Annotated in this window: 13 protein-coding genes and 1 pseudogene; 4 read left to right on the top strand and 10 right to left on the bottom strand. The window is 50.6% G+C overall.

Annotated features, from left to right (window positions below; genetic code table 11):
* Positions 1 to 545: pseudogene (locus BUB59_RS11760) on the bottom strand (fibro-slime domain protein); the annotation flags it as partial.
* 315 nt (positions 546 to 860) lie between these two features.
* Here BUB59_RS11760 and BUB59_RS11755 point away from each other — a divergent pair.
* Together BUB59_RS11755 and BUB59_RS11750 are read left to right on the top strand one after the other, a co-directional pair.
* Entirely contained in the window at positions 861 to 1,643 is a 783-nt protein-coding gene (locus tag BUB59_RS11755) for a GGDEF domain-containing protein (RefSeq protein WP_073230196.1), read from the top strand.
* 67 nt (positions 1,644 to 1,710) lie between these two features.
* Positions 1,711 to 3,096: an MATE family efflux transporter gene (locus tag BUB59_RS11750; RefSeq protein ID WP_073230194.1), complete on the top strand. Its 1,386-nt coding sequence runs from the start codon at positions 1,711 to 1,713 to the stop codon at positions 3,094 to 3,096.
* 130 nt (positions 3,097 to 3,226) lie between these two features.
* Here the strand turns inward: BUB59_RS11750 and BUB59_RS11745 are convergent, their stop codons facing one another.
* The 7 genes from BUB59_RS11745 to BUB59_RS11715 all read right to left on the bottom strand — a co-directional run bounded on the left by BUB59_RS11745 (position 3,227) and on the right by BUB59_RS11715 (position 12,112).
* Positions 3,227 to 3,712 carry a hypothetical protein gene (locus tag BUB59_RS11745; RefSeq protein ID WP_073230192.1) on the bottom strand — a complete coding sequence of 162 codons (486 nt, stop codon included), beginning with the start codon at positions 3,710 to 3,712 and terminating at the stop codon, positions 3,227 to 3,229.
* 71 nt (positions 3,713 to 3,783) lie between these two features.
* Complete coding sequence (locus BUB59_RS11740; protein ID WP_073230190.1) at positions 3,784 to 4,581, bottom strand: hypothetical protein; 798 nt, start codon at positions 4,579 to 4,581, stop codon at positions 3,784 to 3,786.
* Positions 4,582 to 4,590: 9 nt separating this feature from the next.
* A complete protein-coding gene (locus tag BUB59_RS11735; RefSeq protein ID WP_073230188.1) occupies positions 4,591 to 4,902 on the bottom strand; it encodes an AzlD domain-containing protein in 312 nt (103 codons plus the stop codon).
* Positions 4,899 to 5,594: an AzlC family ABC transporter permease gene (locus BUB59_RS11730; protein ID WP_073230186.1), complete on the bottom strand. Its 696-nt coding sequence runs from the start codon at positions 5,592 to 5,594 to the stop codon at positions 4,899 to 4,901. The genes BUB59_RS11735 and BUB59_RS11730 overlap by 4 nt, the downstream gene beginning before the upstream one ends.
* Before the next feature lie 133 nt (positions 5,595 to 5,727).
* On the bottom strand, positions 5,728 to 8,784 hold the full coding sequence (locus tag BUB59_RS11725) for a cellulase family glycosylhydrolase (RefSeq protein WP_073230184.1): 3,057 nt from the start codon (positions 8,782 to 8,784) through the stop codon (positions 5,728 to 5,730).
* A 167-nt stretch (positions 8,785 to 8,951) separates the two neighbouring features.
* Positions 8,952 to 11,363 (bottom strand): cellulase family glycosylhydrolase, encoded by a 2,412-nt coding sequence (locus BUB59_RS11720; RefSeq protein WP_073230182.1) that lies wholly within the window; start codon positions 11,361 to 11,363, stop codon positions 8,952 to 8,954.
* 314 nt (positions 11,364 to 11,677) lie between these two features.
* Entirely contained in the window at positions 11,678 to 12,112 is a 435-nt protein-coding gene (locus BUB59_RS11715; RefSeq protein ID WP_073230180.1) for a hypothetical protein, read from the bottom strand.
* A 95-nt stretch (positions 12,113 to 12,207) separates the two neighbouring features.
* Here BUB59_RS11715 and mltG point away from each other — a divergent pair, with 95 nt between their 5' ends.
* Positions 12,208 to 13,221, top strand: coding sequence for an endolytic transglycosylase MltG (mltG, locus tag BUB59_RS11710; protein ID WP_234980040.1), 1,014 nt, complete (start codon positions 12,208 to 12,210; stop codon positions 13,219 to 13,221).
* Between the two features lie 112 nt (positions 13,222 to 13,333).
* A complete protein-coding gene (locus BUB59_RS11705) occupies positions 13,334 to 14,671 on the top strand; it encodes an MATE family efflux transporter (protein WP_073230177.1) in 1,338 nt (445 codons plus the stop codon).
* 17 nt (positions 14,672 to 14,688) lie between these two features.
* Here the strand turns inward: BUB59_RS11705 and BUB59_RS11700 are convergent, their stop codons facing one another.
* Together BUB59_RS11700 and BUB59_RS11695 are read right to left on the bottom strand one after the other, a co-directional pair.
* Positions 14,689 to 17,022, bottom strand: coding sequence for a patatin-like phospholipase family protein (locus BUB59_RS11700; RefSeq protein ID WP_083540306.1), 2,334 nt, complete (start codon positions 17,020 to 17,022; stop codon positions 14,689 to 14,691).
* On the bottom strand, positions 16,994 to 17,992 hold the full coding sequence (locus BUB59_RS11695; protein ID WP_073230175.1) for an ATPase, T2SS/T4P/T4SS family: 999 nt from the start codon (positions 17,990 to 17,992) through the stop codon (positions 16,994 to 16,996). Before BUB59_RS11695 ends, BUB59_RS11700 begins: the two co-directional genes overlap by 29 nt.
* Positions 17,993 to 17,998: the final 6 nt, after the last annotated feature.

Raw genomic sequence — 17,998 nt, 5'->3', positions numbered from 1 at the left:
TCCGGGTCAGCAGTCAAGGCACGGCCAGTCTTACCGCCATCCATACTGATCATGGGAACTGAAGACATCCAGTCTTCGTAGTCCGGCGGAATCATGATATAAAGATACTTGGCGTCAGGAGGATTGGGACCAAAGGCAGTCTTAGTCGGTTCGGTAGGATCCGGGTAAATGTAAAGAGTACCCGTAGCCAAGTCTGCGCAGGTAAATGCATCAGTATTCAAGCTACCGTTGTTACCGATATCGTAATTGACACGGTCAATCCACTGTGCCGGATAGTGTGTACCAGCACTGTTGACGCGGAAAGTTTCGCCCTGACCGACAGTGGCGGCCTTGGCTTCGTACCAACCGGAAGTACCGATAGACAGTTCGGGGAACATGCCGCCAGCTTCCAGGGTCACCATATCCCAGGAAGAGGGAGCCTTAATATAAATGGTGCCTTCACACTGCAGAGCAAATGCACTCTGTACTCCAGTGAAGAGCATACCAATACCCAAAACCCATTTTAGCAAGGTATTCTTCATATTTTTCATAATCTTAGTATCCATCGATGGTTTCCTTCCAACAAAGGCATAACAGAAAGACCGGCCTTTCTGAAACGCCACACCGGCTTGAAATTTATTCTTTTCTAGCCGGAAATGCCACTCATTTTTTCCAAAATAGGAAAAAAAAAGGTTTGTTATGTATACAAAAAGTGGATATGCAGGTATAAGTGGCATAAATCACACAAAACTACACATCATTGAGTTTACGTTTATTTACAAACAGGGACAAAAAGTCATAACTTGCGCCTAACGGGCATTGATGAGGCAAAAAAATTGTAGTTTTAGCACGAAGTTAAAATCACTTTTTCAGGGGTTTTCATGCCGGATTTTGAAATTCAACCACAGCTCATTGTACTATACCCCCAGAAAATGTTCAAGCAGTTCCCCCTGATCAAGGGAACTCTTGTGCTTGGACGTGGACAGGATGCGGATATCCGTCTGGAAGACGATCTGGTAAGCCGCAGGCATTGCGAAATATCCTTTGACGGAACCAATGTCACCGTAACGGACTTAGGAAGTACCAACGGCACGTTCGTTGACGGATGCCAGGTGAGCGCCAGTCTCCTAAATGAAGAAAACCGCCTGCAGGTGGGCTGCATGGTCCTGAAGGTGGAATTTGAGTCCCACCAGGGGCTCTTCGACTTGATGGTCTACGAGGAATCCACCAAGGACCCCCTGACAGGAGTCATGAACTTCAAGACCTTCGACAACCGAAGCTTTGGAGAAATCACCCTGGCAAGATTGAACGACCAGCCCCTTCACGTAGCAACCATCAAACTGACTAATTATAAGGATCTTCAGAATACTTACGGTCAGCAATGCGGGGACATGGTTCTAAAGGAAGTGGGTCGTATCCTGAAGGACGAAAATCGGGATCACGATCTGCTGGCAAGGCTCAACGAGGACACTTTTGTCCTGCTGGTGACATCCATTTCCGCAGATGATGCCGAGAAACTTTTGGCAAAAACCTGCGAAGCCATCAGCAAGCATCACTTTTCCTGGAAAGACAGCCTGATTTCCGCCCCCCTGCAGTTAAAAATCTGCAGCAAGCAGGGCAAGGAAGTTGGAACCCTCCAGGAAATGCTAGTCCATTGCCTATAATTTAAGAATTTGAGCATTTTAAGCCCCCTTTCCTTAAGGGGGCCGTTTTTCTATCTTTGGCGCCGAAATGAGCGAAATTCATAACGAAAAGCTGAAATCTTTCGGAACCGCAAGCATCCCCAAGCTGGTGCTCCAGTTTTCCGTACCTGCCATTATCAGCATGGTGGTCAATGCACTATATAATATAGTGGATCGTTTTTTCGTGGGACAGGGAGTGGGGTCCCTGGGCATTGCAGGCATCACCCTCTGCTTCCCCATCGCCCTCTTTATCATGGCCATGTCCATGATTGTAGGTGTCGGCGGTAACACCCTGTTTTCTATCCGTCTGGGCGAAAAGAAGTACCAGCAGGCGGCCATCATCCTGAACAACTCTTTTGTGCTCTTGATCTTGATGGCCATCGGGGCATTTGCCTTTGGCGAAATTTTCATGGAACCTCTGCTGCGCCTGTTTGGCGCCAGCGACCAGACCTTGCCGGTTGCCACCAGCTACATGCGCATTATCCTACTGGGAGCAGTTTTCCAGACGGTGGCTCCGGGCATGAACCACTTTATCCGCTCCATGGGACATCCCAAGACAGCCATGTTCCGCGAAATCATTGGCGCATGCACCAACGTGATTTTGGACTATGTATTCATTATGCTACTGCACTGGGGTATTGAAGGAGCTGCCTGGGCAACCATTTGTTCCCAGCTGGTCAGCAGCATCCTGATTACCCAATTCTTCCTGAAGAAGTCTACGCCGGTAAAGATCAGCCGTCGCTACATGAAGTTGCGCCTCCCCTACGTCCGCAAGATTTATATCCTAGGTTTGCCTCCTTCCGTAATGCAGATCTGCAACAGCCTGATGAATGCCATCCTAGCATGGAGCTTGACCACCTACGGAAACAAGAGCCTGGAATCTACCGCCACCATGAGCGGCGGCGATATGGCCATTTCCGCCTTCGGCATTCTGAACAGTATCGTTTCCATTATCGTGCTGCCTTTGCTGGGTTTCGTCAACGGGACACAGCCTATTGTGGGATACAACTACGGTGCGAAACTGTATGAACGAGTGAAGAGCGTGGTGAAGTTCGCCTACCTGTATTCCATGATTTTCATGGTACTGGCATGGGCTCTAGTCCAGTGGCAGGCAGAAGCCTTCGTGGCACCCTTTGCACCTGGGGACTTGACCATGCAGGCGGTGGCCGCCAAGGCCATGAGATATTTTACCTGCTGTATTTTTATGGTGCCCTGCGGCATGATTGCGGGAAGTTTCTTCCAGGGAACCGGCAAGGCAGGGAAGTCCATGTTCCTGAACGCCTGCCGTCAGTTGATTCTGTTTATTCCTTTCCTACTAATTCTGCCCCCCTTCCTTGGACTGAAGGGCGTGTTCTTCGCACAGCCTGTAGCTGATGTGGGAACAGCCTTTATCGGCTTGTACATGCTACGCAGGGAATGGAAACATATGATATAGTATTTGAGGAGGCGCTTTAGCGCCCCTCAAACTAAAAAGGACGCGCTGAGCAAGCTCTATGGCTTGTAAAGGCACGTCCTTTTTGGGGGAATCTAAGGGGGGCGAGAGCCCCCCCTTACATCATTATATATTAGAAGATCTTCTTCACGTCGGTGAGTTCGCCACCTTTTTCGTGGAAGAGGATGAGAGAGCCACCTTCCATCTTCTTGAAGACAGCGGTCATCTTCTGGATGGCGGGAGCTTCTTCGAAACCGATTTCATTAGCGGCGGATTCACCGATAATGAGGCCAACCTGAACCATGCTGGGAGCTACGCGGCGGAGGTATGCCAGAAGCTCGTCGTCACTGTTGATGATGTTGGTGGCGGTGGGTTTCTGGAAGTCAGAGGGGTCGCGAGTACTGACCAGCAGGGGGTACATTTCGTCGGAGACCATCTGCTTGGCGTTGAGGTAAAGGGTATTGCCCACGAAAAGGCTAATAGAATCGTTGAGGACCTGGCGAACTTCAACTACCACATCACACTGGGAGGACATTTCCTGCATTTCCAGCTTGGAAGCGCCACAGGCCATAAAAGTGAGGGAAATTGCGGCTGCGAGGGCTGCGATCATTTTCTTCATAATAACTCCATTGTTTTCCTAACGCTGAAAATATAAAAATTTCGCTAAAAAAAGCGATTACAAAAGTTCTTTTACTTTTCAAGAATTCCCAGGGCGTTTTCCACCAGGTCGGGAGCCAGTCCGAAGATGCGGCTGAGGGTTTCTACCCGTTTAGACGGGTCGATTCGTTCCATCTTGGACCCGCTGGAGTCGCGAACGACCAGATTTCCCTTCTGGTAGTAGTACTGGATGCCTTTTTCCCGGTCCAGACGGTTGAGAACGGGGTAATTCATCATCTCGCGGTAGAAACTTTCGTTCCAATGCTGCTTGAATTCCTCTACAGACACGCCTTCCACCGGATAGTCAAAACGCAACTTCATGGGGGCGGAAAGATTTCCGGATGTCTGAAGGGCTCCCCCAGTCCAGAGTTCCATAGATTCCATGTTGGGTCGATCCAGACGGACGCAGTTAGGTACCAGCGGGAAAAGTGCAGTGCCCGGGCCAAAGGGAGGAGGCAAAGGCATAGGAAGGGGTTCAAAAATCAAGTAACCCGGATCAAAAAGGTATTCCTGAGCGCCACCTATTTCCGGAGTTTCGTCGGGAAGAATGAGAGCGCAGTGGATGTTTCGCTCCTTGCGCTTGTGTCCCATTACAAGACGAGGGCGCAAGCCCATATCCCGCAGGGTCTGGTAAAGGTACCAGGTCATGCTGAAACAGGTTCCGCCACCCATCCAGGCATCCACATCGTTCTGAAAACTATCATCCAGTTTCTGAGCTGCGGAAGAACTGCCCGTCTTATTCAGGCGGATAATCTTGGTCAGGTTTTCGTAGGTTACCTTGGAGAGCTTATCGCAGAGCTCGTTGATCTTTTCCCATTGCTCTTTCTGCATGTGGTAAATTTATAAAAGTCCATCCACCAACAGGACGGTCACGCAGGCCACCACGGCAACAACCACGAGACCACGACCCAGTAAGGAGGCGATCACGGCGGTCACCAGCGCAAGAATTCCGGAAAGGCGGGATTCCGTTGCGTAGAAAATGGCAGGCACCGTCATGGCGGCAAGCACCGTGTAGGGAATGTATGCCAGGAAAGATTTCCAGAAGGGGCTAGTCAGTTCCTTTTTCAGGAGGATAAAGGGCACCGCGCGGAGCAAGTACGTAACACCGGTCATTACCGCCAGAAACTGAATGTAGGTCTTAAAGTCAATCATTTCGCATCCTTCAGGGGGAACAGGGCGGCGCAAATCAGGGAGGCCACTACGGCGCAAATGATAATGGCAAAGCCTGAGCTCACTTCCTTAAGGACGGGTGCGTAGAAGAACGCAAAGCTTAAGGCAATAGCGATCAGGACTGCAATCAAGGTGGGGCGACTGGACTTCATGGGAGGCACCACGATGGCGACAAACATTCCATAGAGAGCAACACCCAGGGCGTTCACTACCATATCCGGCAGAATCTGTCCGCAGACAGCGCCTGTGAGCGTACCACCGCTCCAGCCAACATAGGGCAAGGTCATGAGGCCAAGGAAATAAATGGGATTCACCTTTTCCTTCTGGGCCATGGACACGGCGTAGATTTCGTCGGTAATGCCAGTGGCGAGAAGCAGACGCTTGGGAGTATTGAAGCTGGAGGTCACCTTCTGGGAAAGGGAAATGGCCATGAGGGAATAGCGGAGGTTAATGAAGAAGCTGGCGATGGCCAGTTCAATCAAGGTTCCTGTGGCACTGGACATGATCTTGAGGCCAGCGAACTGGCCTGCAGAAGTCACGTTGGTCATGGAAATAAAGGTGGCCAACAACCAGGAGTTGAGAGCGGCGCCGGCGTTAATGCCAAAGGCAAAGGAAACAGCAAAGTAGCCGATCCCGATGGGCAAGCCGTCTTTTACACCCTTTGAAAAAGTCATGGGCCAAATATAGAAATAATTTATAGGGAACGACTATAATAGCCAGCAAGTAAAAACGTCCCGCCAAAGCGAGACGTTTTCAAAAGCTTGAATTTTTCTGAACTTGTATAAGGTTCAATAAGGTTCGTCGCGGCTACTTGATGGCGATGCGAGCGGTCTTGACAAGGCTTCCGCTCATGACGCGAACCAGATAGCTACCCTTATTCAGATGGTCCAGGCTCTGAACGTAGGATCCAGAAACTCGTTCCATACGAGATTCGATGGCGTTGCCCATAAGATCGAAGATCTGAATCTTGACGGAAGCGTTGTTGGCAGCTACGGTCAAAGTGTTACCGGAGAAGCCCAGATTTACCGCGGGGCGACTGTAGGCAACATTCAGCGGGCCCTCCATCTCGGAACTGCTGGAAGCGGCAGGTACTTCGCTGCTGCTGGAGACAACAGGTTGTGCGCTGGAGGAGGATTCTACGGGAGCAACGCTGGAAGAAGACGCCACAGGCTGTGCGCTAGAAGAAGACTTCGGCAGCACATGGAGGGTGAAGTAAATTTCTTCGCCGTTCACCTTCAGCTTTTCGGAGTAATCCCCTTCCTTACCCCAGCTGAGGAGCGTTCCGGAAATAGTGACAGTGTTGTCCACCTGCTTGCCATCCGTTACATTCTCCGGGAATTCCAGGAAGGTGATGGTCCAGGACTTGCGGGAATATGTATTGACGCCTGTAATCACCACAGGTTCAATAGTGCCGCCTCTGACAACGGACTGCTCCATATTGCCTGTAATGACGTAAGGAGCGGCGCTGCTACTAGACGGGGTAATGCTGGAACTTGAAGGAGTAATAGAGCTGCTGGAGACAACAGGCGTTACACTAGAGCTGGAAACCACGGGCTGGACGCTGGAGCTTGACGGCGGCGGAACTACGCTACTACTAGAAACTGCAGGAGCGACGGAGCTGCTGGAGACAACCGGTGCAATGCTAGAGGAAGAAACTACAGGCTGGACACTGCTGCTAGAAATTGCGGGTTGAACGCTGCTGCTGGAAACTACAGGAGTGGCGGAGCTACTAGATACAACCGGTATAACGCTGGAGGAACTGAGCACCACGGGAGCAATACTACTGCTGGAAACTGCAGGAGCAATGGAACTGCTGGATACAACAGGCATAACGCTAGAGGAAGAGACTGCAGGTACTACGCTAGAGCTGGAGACCACGGGCTGGACGCTGGAGCTTGACGGCGGCAGAGCGATGCTGCTACTAGACACAACAGGCATAATGCTGGAGGAAGAAACTACAGGTACTACGCTAGAGGAGGATACCACAGGCTGAACGCTGCTACTGGAGACCGCAGGAGCGACGGAGCTACTGGAGACAACCGGCGTTACACTAGAGCTGGAGACCACGGGCTGAACGCTGGAGGAACTGAGCACCACAGGAGCCACACTAGAGGAACTTACAACTACAGGGATGCTGCTAGAAGAGGCCCCTTCAGCAGGCTCAGGGACCTTGGAACTAGAAGAAGCAACACTGGAGCTAGAGGAAATCTTAACAGACCAGCCACTGCAACGAACATCGTCAATGTAGAGGTAGTTCAAGAACGGATTTTCACCCTTGATTTCCCAGGTAAACTTACTGATGCGACTCTTGGAAAGATCAACAGGATCTGGCCAGGCTTCCTGATTAAGTTCATTCCAAGAAATGCTTGCAGTAGTCCAGCTGGCAGCAGCAGAAACGGATGTCTGATGATAACCATAATCCTTTACAGCAGTGTCTTCTGCCTTGAAGTTATGGGCAGCACCCTTATACTTATAGCTAATGGTACTGCACTTGGATAGATCATAGGCAGAACCATTTGAATTCAATTTTACACCTAGAGCCACATAGGGGTCATATTCGTAGGATCCTTGATTCAGCTTCACATTGGTAAGGCCCGCCACATACTTGGAGGTGTTACCTGTAGAAGAAGCGGTGAGCACAACCTTATAACCACCCTTAGTTGCCACATTACTAAATGTCGAGGCAGCTCCTTCACCGTTATCATTGTAGGCATACCATTCACCACCGGTATATGCCAGGGAGTCGCCATCTTCAAAGTCGTCAATGTAATCGGTATAGCCGGCAGGCAAAACAACACTGGAGGAACTAGCTGCGGAACTACTGGAAGCAGGGCTCGTAGAGCCATCGCAAGCAGTATAACTGGTAGGCAGATTTGCAAAAATGTTGGTATTCACCCACTTGCCGCTTTCAGAATAATTCCATGCAGAACCACTGAAATAAGATGCGCCTTCGTTCTTGGTGTTCACAGACCAGTTTGCACCGGAAAGTTTATGCAGATTCATCCAGGAAAGCCAACCACTGCTAGATTTGCTAACGGAACCGCCGCCATCAGCATTCACAGTACCCCATTCAGTAACGAACACAGAAAGGCCAGAATTCATCGCAGAAACAGCATGGGATCCTTCACTACCGGTAGAATGGGAACCTGCATAGAAATGGAAGGTATAGGCAACGTTTTTATCATTGATAGGAGAAGAAACAGCATCGTTAGGGTACTGGTCCCAGGAACGGTTACCTACAACCACCAGGTTATCCGAATACTTACGGATGATTTTCAGCATATCCTCGGCATAGCTCTTGATGGATGTCCAAGAAACACCTTCCAAAGGTTCATTGAACACTTCGAAAATAACGTTATCGTACTTTCCCCACTTGCTAGCCATGTCTTCAAAGAAAGTAGCTGCAGTGGCCTTACTGTTGATTGCGTTGTGGGAATGATAATCGATAATCACATAAATGTCGTTATCAATAGCAGCCTGGACAACCGAGTTCATCATATTCTGATGATAGGACGTTTTCGAGGAGTAGTTGCCTTTACCATTACCCCAGTCTTCATCGACGCCCATAGGGGCACGAATCACCTGGATGTTCTGTTTTGCCACCAAGGAATTCACAGTACTTGCATTCCAGAACTGTTCGCCCTCATTATTTCCTGCTATGCTCCAGAACAAGCTCATCCCTTGCACCTGGACTTCGTTACCTGTGGTAACACCCTTACAGGAACCATAAATCTGGCCCTTTCCGCTAGTATTCTTTCCAGCCTGAAGCTGACCATACTGACTTACGGGACCAACACGATTTGCTGCGAAAGCAGAGGCAAGTAAACCCGCTGCCAAAATACCTAACCCTAGAACTTTGTTCATCCATGTCTCCTGTAGAGGCAAATTTTATCGGGTCAATGATAGCTTTTTATCCAGGAAAATCCTATCTCACAAAAAACTTACATTCGAGGGTTGTGATGTAGATAACAAAAAGGACGCCCACCATTTCTGATGGACGCCACTTTCCGCTATTTTAGTTTCGTTTTCGATTACTTCAAGGTAATACGCTTCATCATATTCGCTGAACCAGCGTGGACGCAAACGATATAGCTACCGGTAGAAAGATTTGCCAGGGAAACTTCACCCCGAGTATTCTTCAAGTTCATTACCGGACGGCCCTGCATATCGAACACCACCACATTCATCTGATTTGCACCAGCAATCTGGAGGGTGCGACCATTCACCGCCATACTCAAGGGAGATGCAACAGTCTTGCGGCCCACAGCAAGAGTACCTTCGGCGACAACGGTCAACTTGATGGTCACAGTCTTACCGTTGACAGTCAAGGTTTCTTCCAGAGATCCTTCCTGCAGATAATCCGGGACGGTTCCGCTAATGGTTACGGTGCCATTGGAAGCCTGCTGAGGAATATTCAGGAAGTGGAGGTTATAGGTATTGCGACTGAAGGAGGTTACGCCAGTGATGGTGATCGTAGCGAAGGAACCGCCCTTTGCAACCGTCTGAGTCAAGCTTCCGGTAATCTTTGCTTCGCTTGCAACAACTGCGGAACTAGATGCAGGCTGTGCGACGCTGCTGGAACTCTGGATTACACTGCTAGAAGATGCAACGCTGGAGCTAGACTTCGCAGAAGAACTGGAAGACCCTTCGGCAGGCTCAGGGGCCTTGGAGCTGGAAGATTTTGCAGAGCTGCTAGACGCAACAGAAGAGGAGGACTTTGCAGAGCTAGAACTTGCAGGTGTAGCAACAGCGGGCTTAATGGCAAGGCCATCGCAACGAACATCGTCAACGTAGAGATAGTCGGGAGAAGGCTGAGTTCCCTTCTGGTCGCCCTTCACTTCCCAAGTGAACTTGGCGATGCGCTTCTGAGAAAGAACCACTTCGTCTTCGGTCCAAGTGGGCTGCAGGAGCATATCCCAGGAAACATTCACCTGAGTCCAGGATGTAGAAGCAGACTTCTTGATGTAATGGTATGCATAATCCTTCACCGCAGTATCTTCAGCCTTGAAATTATGGGCAGCGCCCTTATACTTGTAGCTGATCGTCTTACAGCTGGAAAGATCGTAGGCAGAGTCATCAGCGTTCAGCTTTACGCCCATAGCCACATAGGGGTCATATTCGTAATCACCCTGATCCAGCTTGATGCCAGTCAGAGCGCCCATATACTTGCTGCCATTATCGCTGGTAACAACAACCTGGTAACCCGTGGAGTTGCCCTTCTTATCCGTAGTAGTCTTATTGGTGATGGAGGACTTTGCGCCATCATCCTTATCGGTATAAGCATACCAGACGCCACCGGTATAAGACAGGGAATCGCCATCTTCAAAGTCATCAATGTAATCAGTATAACCTGCAGGAACTTCAATACTGGAGCTAGAAGCAGCGGAGCCTCCAATCACAGGGATTAGTTCACCAGATGAACCTGAGCAAGCCGTGTAGGAAGTAGGCAGCTTGCTGAAGACATTGGAATTTACCCACTGACCGCTTTCGGAATAGTTCCAGGCGGATCCGTTGAAATAGGAAGCCGTTTCACCCTTAGCGGAAACAGACCAGTTTGCACCGGAAAGCTTATGCTGGTTCATCCAGGAAAGCCAGGTTTCATTATAGCTGGTGGTAAAGCCACCATTGCCGCTGGGAGCAGAAGTACCCCATTCCGTAACGAACACGGAAAGGCCACCGTTCATTGCCTGAACCGCATTGGCACCTTCCTTGGAGGTTGTATGGCGATAGGGGTCTTCGCCAGCGTAGAAGTGGAACGTATAGGCAACGTTCTTGTCGTTAATGGGATTGTCGAGAGCTTCGTTAGGATACTGGTCCCAGGCGCGAGTACCCACCACAATCAGGTTGTCGGAATAGGTACGGATAACGCTAATCACCTGATCCGCATAGGTCTTGATGGAAGACCAGCTGGTACCTTCAAGAGGTTCATTATAAATTTCGAAAATCACGTTATCGTACTTACCATACTTTTCAGCCATGGTCTTGAAGAACGTCTTTGCGTTTTCTACACCTTCGTGAGCATGGTGAGAATGGTAGTCGATGATGACATAAATGTCGTTATCGATAGCGGCCTGGACCACATTGTTCATGAGGCCCTGGTGATAATTCGTCTTGGTGAAGTAGTTACCTTCGCTCCAGTCTTCGTCCACGCCCATGGGGGCACGAATAATCTGGATATTCTGCTTCTGGACGAGACCATCTACGATATCCTTGGTCCAGTACTGACCACCATCAGCCTCGGAAATGGACCAGAAAAGGCTCATCCCCTGAACCTGGACTTCATTACCAGAAGTAACACCCTTACAGGCGCCGTAAATCTGGCCCTTACCGTTTGCGTTTTTACCAGCCTGAAGCTGACCGTACTGGCTCACAGGACCTACGCGGCCGAAAGCCATAGAAGAAAGGGCAAGAATTGCCATTCCTAATCCAAACATCTTCTTCATAAACAATTCCTCTTGTTTAATCCAATCGTTTCATCCACCAAAAAAGAATTTATATCCGAGCAACAAGAGCAACACCACCCGCAAAGTGAAAATCGTACACAACTGTGCCCACTGTGCTACAATTTCCAAGCCCAAAAGAAACAAAAGACCCCGCTTTCAAACCAAGCGAGGATCCAAAACAAGAGCAAGAAGAAGAAAGACGTCGGGGGAAAAGGGTCCAGGGGAAGGGGGGACGCTTCCCCCTTCCCCTGAATACAAGAAAGCCCCGCTTTTTTTAGCGAGGCGTTCTAAAGGGATTTCTTGTATTCCCTTAATTAGTTCTCATTATTACGCATTTCGGTCTGTTCGCGGTCCATGGTGTGCTGGAGGTATTCCTTGAAGTCACGATCGATGTTCACGCCATCGAAGTCGACATCATCGTTTTCCAACACGAACACTGCAGACGGGTTATCCAGCCAGCCCACGATGTCCTGGTCGTCCAAGGTCATGGACTTATCGCCAGCCTTCTGAGCAACGTATTCAATCTTAGACTTAGGAACCCAACCCTGACCGCAAGAACCCTTAACGAGCACGTCGGTATCAGCTTCCTTAATAATGGTCATTTCATCATTAAAGCCTGCGGTGCAGACTACAGAGGAACCGCCTTTTTCCTTGGTCAGTTCAACGTCGCCGAGCTTGGACTTAACCTTATTTGCAGCAAAGGACATGCTTACCAGCACAGCGAGAGCAATAAAGAGCACCTTTTTCATATCAATCCTCAGAAACAGGGTAAAATTTCAAAATGCAATAGGAATATACCTTTTATTTTTGCTTTTCGTCAAATTTTCTTTTAAATTTTTGCTCTATGAAGAAGATTTTACTTGTTTTAGCGCTTATTTTGGCCCTGGCAGCGGGTGCTTTCCTGTTTTACGTACAGCCAAACATGGACAAAACCTCCAATAACCAGGAAATTGTCCTCATTCAGGTCCCCAAAGGCAGCTCCCCCACCAAGGTTTTTCACATCCTCAAGGATAACGGAATTTGGGACGACGAACTGGCCTATAAGCTTATCAGCCGCAAGCTTAAACCGGCTCTGAAGGCTGGTTGGTTCGAAATCCCCCCGGAACAAACTCTTCCTCAGGTTTTCGCCATCATTGAAAGCGGCAAGAACGCCGTGAGAAAGGCAACCATCCCCGAAGGTCGAGCCTCCTGGGAAATGCCCGCCTACCTGAAGAAGGCATTCCCCAAGCTGGACGAGAACCGCTGGAACGCCCTGGTCCAGGACAGCAAGTTCGCCAAGTCCTTGGGTCTTGAAGCCAACACTCTGGAAGGCTACCTCCTTCCCGACACCTACCCCTTCCCCATCGACGCTACGGAAGAAACCATCCTGAAGCAGATGGTGGCAGCCAACCTGAAGCTCCGTGATGAGCTCAAGGAAAAGTCCAACGGCTCCATGTGGTCCACCCTAGGCAGTTGGCATAAAGTGCTGACACTTGCCAGCGTGGTGGAAGAAGAAACCGGCATTCCCTCTGAACGCCCTCTCATCGCAGGAGTGTTCCACAACCGTCTGCGCATCGGCATGCCTCTAGGCGCCGACCCCACGGTCAGGTTCATCTTCAAGAATTTGACAGGCCCTATCTACAAGAGCCAGTTGAACAGCGACAGCCCTTACAACACCCGCAAGTTCAAGGGCCTGATGCCCGGTCCCATTTCCAATCCTGGACGTAAGGCCATTGAAGCAGCACTTTACCCCGCTACTACGGACGCCCTGTATTTTGTGGCCAAGGACGATGGATCCATGACCCACTTCTTCAGCAGCACCCTGGCTGACCACAATAAGTATAAAGACGTAGCCGCCAAGAACCGCGGAGAACGATAGGCACAAGGGGACGGCAGTCCCCTTGCATCATTTAGTACACGTTATACAGTTGTATACAAAAGCATTCTTTTTTTAGCTAGCAGGAGAAATCCTGCATTTCTAATTTTAGGGCATGCAGAAGAATGTGCAAGTTAAAGATCGTTCCCTTTTAAGCCTTTCCTGGCCTCTATTTCTTACCTTCGGTATTGCAACTTGCCAGCCCATGATGGACAGCTGGTTCCTGGCCCGTACATCAGAAACGGCAGCGGCAGGTGTGGGTGCGTTGGGTCCCATTCTTGGCGCAATCTTCATGGCCATTACTGCATTCTCACAAGCAGGTGCCAGCATTGCCTCCCAGTTCATGGGAGCTGAACGTCCCCGCCAGGCTGGCACCACCCAGACCATGGTCCTGCTGGGAAGCCTCCTTCTGGGGATTGCCATCATGTTCATCACCCTCCCGCTGTCCCATAACATCGTCAGCTGGATGGGACTTACAGGAGATGCGGCTACCTACGGTTACGAGTTCCTGTACATCGTCTCCTTCGGGTTTGCCTTCAGGTCCCTGCAGACCACCCTCACGTCCTTGATTGCTACACACGGACTGACCGTCTGGAACCTGGTGGGAAACATCATTACCATCATTTCCAACGCCATCATGAACATCATCTTCCTGAATGGCTATCTGGGATTTCCCAAGATGGGCGTCAAGGGCGTGGCCATCGCCACCATGCTCTCCTGGCTGATTTCCAGCATCGTCCTGTATATCATTCTGAAGTTCAAAATCCACCATAAAATTCGTAACACGGACTTCAAGCGTTCCCGCGTGATTCTGCCGGACTGGATCCGCATTGGTGTTCCCGCCGCAATCGAGCCGGTAAGCTTTCAGATTTTCCAGGTGGTACTGACCGCCATTATTGTGCACCTGGGTATTACCGCCATGACCGCACGTATCTTTAGCGCCAACTTCGCCATGCTTGCGGTCATCCTGAGTGTGGGACTCAGTAGCGGAAACCAGATCCTGGTGGCCCATCTGGTAGGCGCTCACGATTATGACAAGGCCAACAGAAGGCTCCATCAAAGTCTTGCAGCCGGATGTAGCAGCGGTTTTATTGTCGCACTGATTGTGGCACTATGCGGAACAAAACTCATGTCCTTCTACACACTGGACCCTGAAATCCAGCGGCTTGGGCAAATCTGTCTTTGGTGTGATGTAGTGCTGCAGCCTTTCAAGGCGGCAAACATGACGATTACGGCAGCACTCCGCGCATCCGGAGATTCCAAGTTCCCTGCAATCGTTGGTTCCACCATGATGTGGACCTGCGGCTTAGGCACCGCATTGTTCCTTGGCTTTGTATTGGACTTGGGCCTTGCTGGCATTTGGCTTGGCATGGCGGCAGACGAATTCTACCGATCCATCGTGAATTACATCCGCTGGCGCCGAGGCAACTGGAAGACCCTTGGAGTCGTCTAGAATACTAGGCTAGTGTTCTAGAATTCGTATTCTCCAACGCGAATGAAATAAGTGTATTCCTTGAAGTTCTTCAGATCCTTCAGGTTGTTCTGATCCACAATACGGTTCATGCCAGCATAGATGCTGATGGACTTATAGTTGAATCGCAGGGCCGGTTCCAGAACAAACTTGTTGGGACGCAAGGTGGCGTAGGGATTCTCATTCAAATCATGGAAATAAGCGCCAAAGATCCAAAGGCCTAGATTCTTGTTGTGGAAAGAAACGCTTCCTCGCAGAAGTGCGTATCCGTGAGAAGAGAGTTCCGGATCGTTCCACTGGCTGGACCAGGGTGTTGCATTGGCGTGAAGCATGTACACCAAATCCAGCGGGGCATAGCCAAAGGACGCGGGAACCACATAGCCGTAACCATCTTCATGATAGCGTTCAAATCCGGCAGAGGCACTTGCAGTAAACGTCACGAATGGCTTGGGAGAACCTGTATAGCGAGCATCCAGAATGAACTTCCAGTAAATAGGAATCACGTCATTCACGCCGAAGTCAAAACTGACACTCTGTAAGCCGGCAATGCCCTCCAGGGAGAATCCTTCCGTAGAGAACCACCGGTTGTCTTCGCCCCGCTTGAAGCTATAGTGGAACGCAGGAGAAACAGGATATGTCTTGATGGGATCTCTTCCATAAAGAGACGTATCCATTTCAAAAATTCTCTTGCCGAAAAGGAAATCCACCGATGCAGTCTGTTCGCGATTCAAGCGATACACCAGGGACATGGTAAAGTCGTTTCGTTCCTCGCTGTTTATCCTAACGGTAGAATCGATATCGTTATTAAAAGACTTCAGCGGGCGCAGCTTCATCAAGTCGTAGCCAAACTGAACCGCCCAATGTTTATTCCAAAGTCTGGAAATATCAAGGCGAGGGGTAAATCCGTAGGAGGAACTGCCCCAGAATCCCTTCAAGGCCAGTTGAATTTCCATCTGGTCAATGTAGTTGACGGTAGCTTCCAGATAGCCGTTAGCGCCAATGGCATTGGATCCGAAAACGCCTGCAGCAAGATCAAAGGTAGGGTGAACCGCAGTGCCCACCAGCAATTCCCCATTGGGCATCATGGAGAAACGCAAGGAGTCATAGGCAGGATTTTCCGCAACGCTGAGGGCATAATTTATGGGCGCCACAAACCCCGTATCCGATTCCGTCCAGTGAGACTGTGCAGCGGTCATCACCTCCGCAGAAACTCCGTCAAAGGAGGGCGTAAAGCGGAACCAGGGAAGTGCCGACGGGTTGTGACGTTTAGAGTAATCCACCTTACGGCCAGCCAGTCGATCCATTTCGGGAAGCTTACGTTCCAGTGCGGTAAAGCCCGCCTGGATCCAGGCATTGCGGGAAGTATCCTGAACCATATGGGCGCGAATGATTACGCCAGGTTGAGTCGAAAGAGTAGCGGCAGCCTGCTTAAACAGCACTCCCTTGCGGGCATCGCCCTTGTATTCACTACGGAGAGGTTCCGCAACCGCAATGAGGGAAACTTCATCGGCGCGGTCTTCCAGAGGGACTGCATAGTGGGGGCAAATTTCCCCTGATATTGTCCCGGCAGAATTTGCTTCATCCCACAGGGGAAGGCTATTAATGACCGTCTCCACCTTATTATCTAGGACGTTTCCGTCACAGCCTTGTACCGAGAAAGGAATCACCTGCTTACCGCGCTGGCGGTAAAGCATTTCCTGAAAGCGAAGGCGAGCGATTGAACGTTGAAGATAGACGGAGTCCATTTCCAGAGGGAGCAGATTTCGCTTGACGTGACCCGCGGAGTCCACCTGAAGGGTGAAACGCTGACGCAAGGAGGAAATTCCCTTGGGGGAAACGGCAATTGGTTGACCTTCCTTGGAGTGCATTTTCTCGAGGGAAAGATCATTCCCCACGTAAGAAACAATAGACGGATGCAACAGGAGGCGCTGGATTTCATCTACTGCGATACCGCGGCTCCAGAGGGAACCTACCCAGGCGCCCCAGGACGTACCTACAATGGAATCTACGGGGACGCCGTATTCCTCAATAGCGTACAAGACCCCGAGATAGAACCAAGGGGAACGATCACCGCCCCCAAGATACAGGACGGATTTTATATCACTGGCGGAACGAGGTGCGGATTCATTTAAGGAGGCAGAATCCGCAAGAGAATCTGCGGGAGATTCCGTCACGGATTTTACAAGTGCGTCCAGAACCGGAACGTTTGCCGGCGCCGCAGAATCGGTCACCGCAGGTGTTTCTGCAAAAGCGGGTACAGCAAGAAGGGCTGCCGCAGCAACCCTCTTTGCAAAGGAAGTTAGACTATCCCAATACCGCAGGATTGGATACATACTTACCTGCCTCATCCTTGGAGACATAGCCGGACTGTACGAGGGAAGCCAGGCAGTCATCCATCAGGAGCATTCCCTCGGATGCAGAGGCAGATATAATGGAAGGCAGAGAGAACAGTTCGCCGGCGCGAATGCGGGAGGCCACATTCTGGGAACCGAAAAGAACTTCCCAGGCAGGGATGCTGGATTCGGCACCAGGCAGAAGACGCTGCACCACCACCGCCTTCAGGACAGAGGCAAGCATATTGCGTGCAAGGTCACGTTCTTCGTCGGCCACGTCTGCAAGCAATGCTTCCAGGGCGCCCACCGTATTGCCGGCAGTAACCGTAAGCACCACAAGCGCACCAGCTTCAGCCGCTTCCAGAATCGGAATCAGCGGGAGGCCTTCAAAATCGCCCATCCAGATCAAGTCAGAACCGCTACGAAGCGTCTGAGTCAACTTGTCCGTTACACCGCCATAGGAATCCTTCAGCAGCAGGCTTTCGCCGGTCTTGATGGGAAGTTCATTCACGGAAGAAAGATTGCTCACGCGAAGAATGGCAGACTGGCAAAGTGCGGATACATAGGCAGAAGCCGTAGTCGTCTTACCGCTGCAGGCAGGACCAGCAAAAACCACAATACCGCTGTTCAACCCAAGCAGGCTATCCATAGTGGCAGGGGCGCCCAGGGAGCCAAAGTCCGGACATTCTTCCAGCAGGGGGCGGAATACGGCGGCGTTGCCAAGTGCAGTCCTATTGTAGCGGACGCGCCAACGGGAACCGCTCCAGGGGCCCGCAAGTACGGAACCGCTTTCGCCATCCATGGAACCGACAAAACTACGCAAGGTGCCGGGCTCAATAGCGGGAGCATCTGGAATGGCGCACACCTTTCCGGAAAGGCGAACTGCGGAAGCAGCACCTTCGGAAACAATCAATTCACTGGCACCCACGTTCAGGGTGTATTCCAACAAGGATTCAATTTCTGTTGCCATAAATCC

The organism is Fibrobacter sp. UWEL, from assembly GCF_900142535.1.
Lineage (GTDB): Bacteria > Fibrobacterota > Fibrobacteria > Fibrobacterales > Fibrobacteraceae > Fibrobacter.
Note: the sequence above shows the minus strand (reverse complement) of the source record. Positions and strands in the feature narration are given on the sequence as shown.

Coding starts and splice junctions, on each gene's coding strand:
- BUB59_RS11755 (WP_073230196.1), top strand. CDS start 861: ATGCCGGATTTTGAAATTCAACCACAGCTCATTGTACTATACCCCCAG.
- BUB59_RS11750 (WP_073230194.1), top strand. CDS start 1,711: ATGAGCGAAATTCATAACGAAAAGCTGAAATCTTTCGGAACCGCAAGC.
- BUB59_RS11745 (WP_073230192.1), bottom strand. CDS start 3,712: ATGAAGAAAATGATCGCAGCCCTCGCAGCCGCAATTTCCCTCACTTTT.
- BUB59_RS11740 (WP_073230190.1), bottom strand. CDS start 4,581: ATGCAGAAAGAGCAATGGGAAAAGATCAACGAGCTCTGCGATAAGCTC.
- BUB59_RS11735 (WP_073230188.1), bottom strand. CDS start 4,902: ATGATTGACTTTAAGACCTACATTCAGTTTCTGGCGGTAATGACCGGT.
- BUB59_RS11730 (WP_073230186.1), bottom strand. CDS start 5,594: ATGACTTTTTCAAAGGGTGTAAAAGACGGCTTGCCCATCGGGATCGGC.
- BUB59_RS11725 (WP_073230184.1), bottom strand. CDS start 8,784: ATGAACAAAGTTCTAGGGTTAGGTATTTTGGCAGCGGGTTTACTTGCC.
- BUB59_RS11720 (WP_073230182.1), bottom strand. CDS start 11,363: ATGAAGAAGATGTTTGGATTAGGAATGGCAATTCTTGCCCTTTCTTCT.
- BUB59_RS11715 (WP_073230180.1), bottom strand. CDS start 12,112: ATGAAAAAGGTGCTCTTTATTGCTCTCGCTGTGCTGGTAAGCATGTCC.
- mltG (WP_234980040.1), top strand. CDS start 12,208: ATGAAGAAGATTTTACTTGTTTTAGCGCTTATTTTGGCCCTGGCAGCG.
- BUB59_RS11705 (WP_073230177.1), top strand. CDS start 13,334: ATGCAGAAGAATGTGCAAGTTAAAGATCGTTCCCTTTTAAGCCTTTCC.
- BUB59_RS11700 (WP_083540306.1), bottom strand. CDS start 17,022: ATGTATCCAATCCTGCGGTATTGGGATAGTCTAACTTCCTTTGCAAAG.
- BUB59_RS11695 (WP_073230175.1), bottom strand. CDS start 17,992: ATGGCAACAGAAATTGAATCCTTGTTGGAATACACCCTGAACGTGGGT.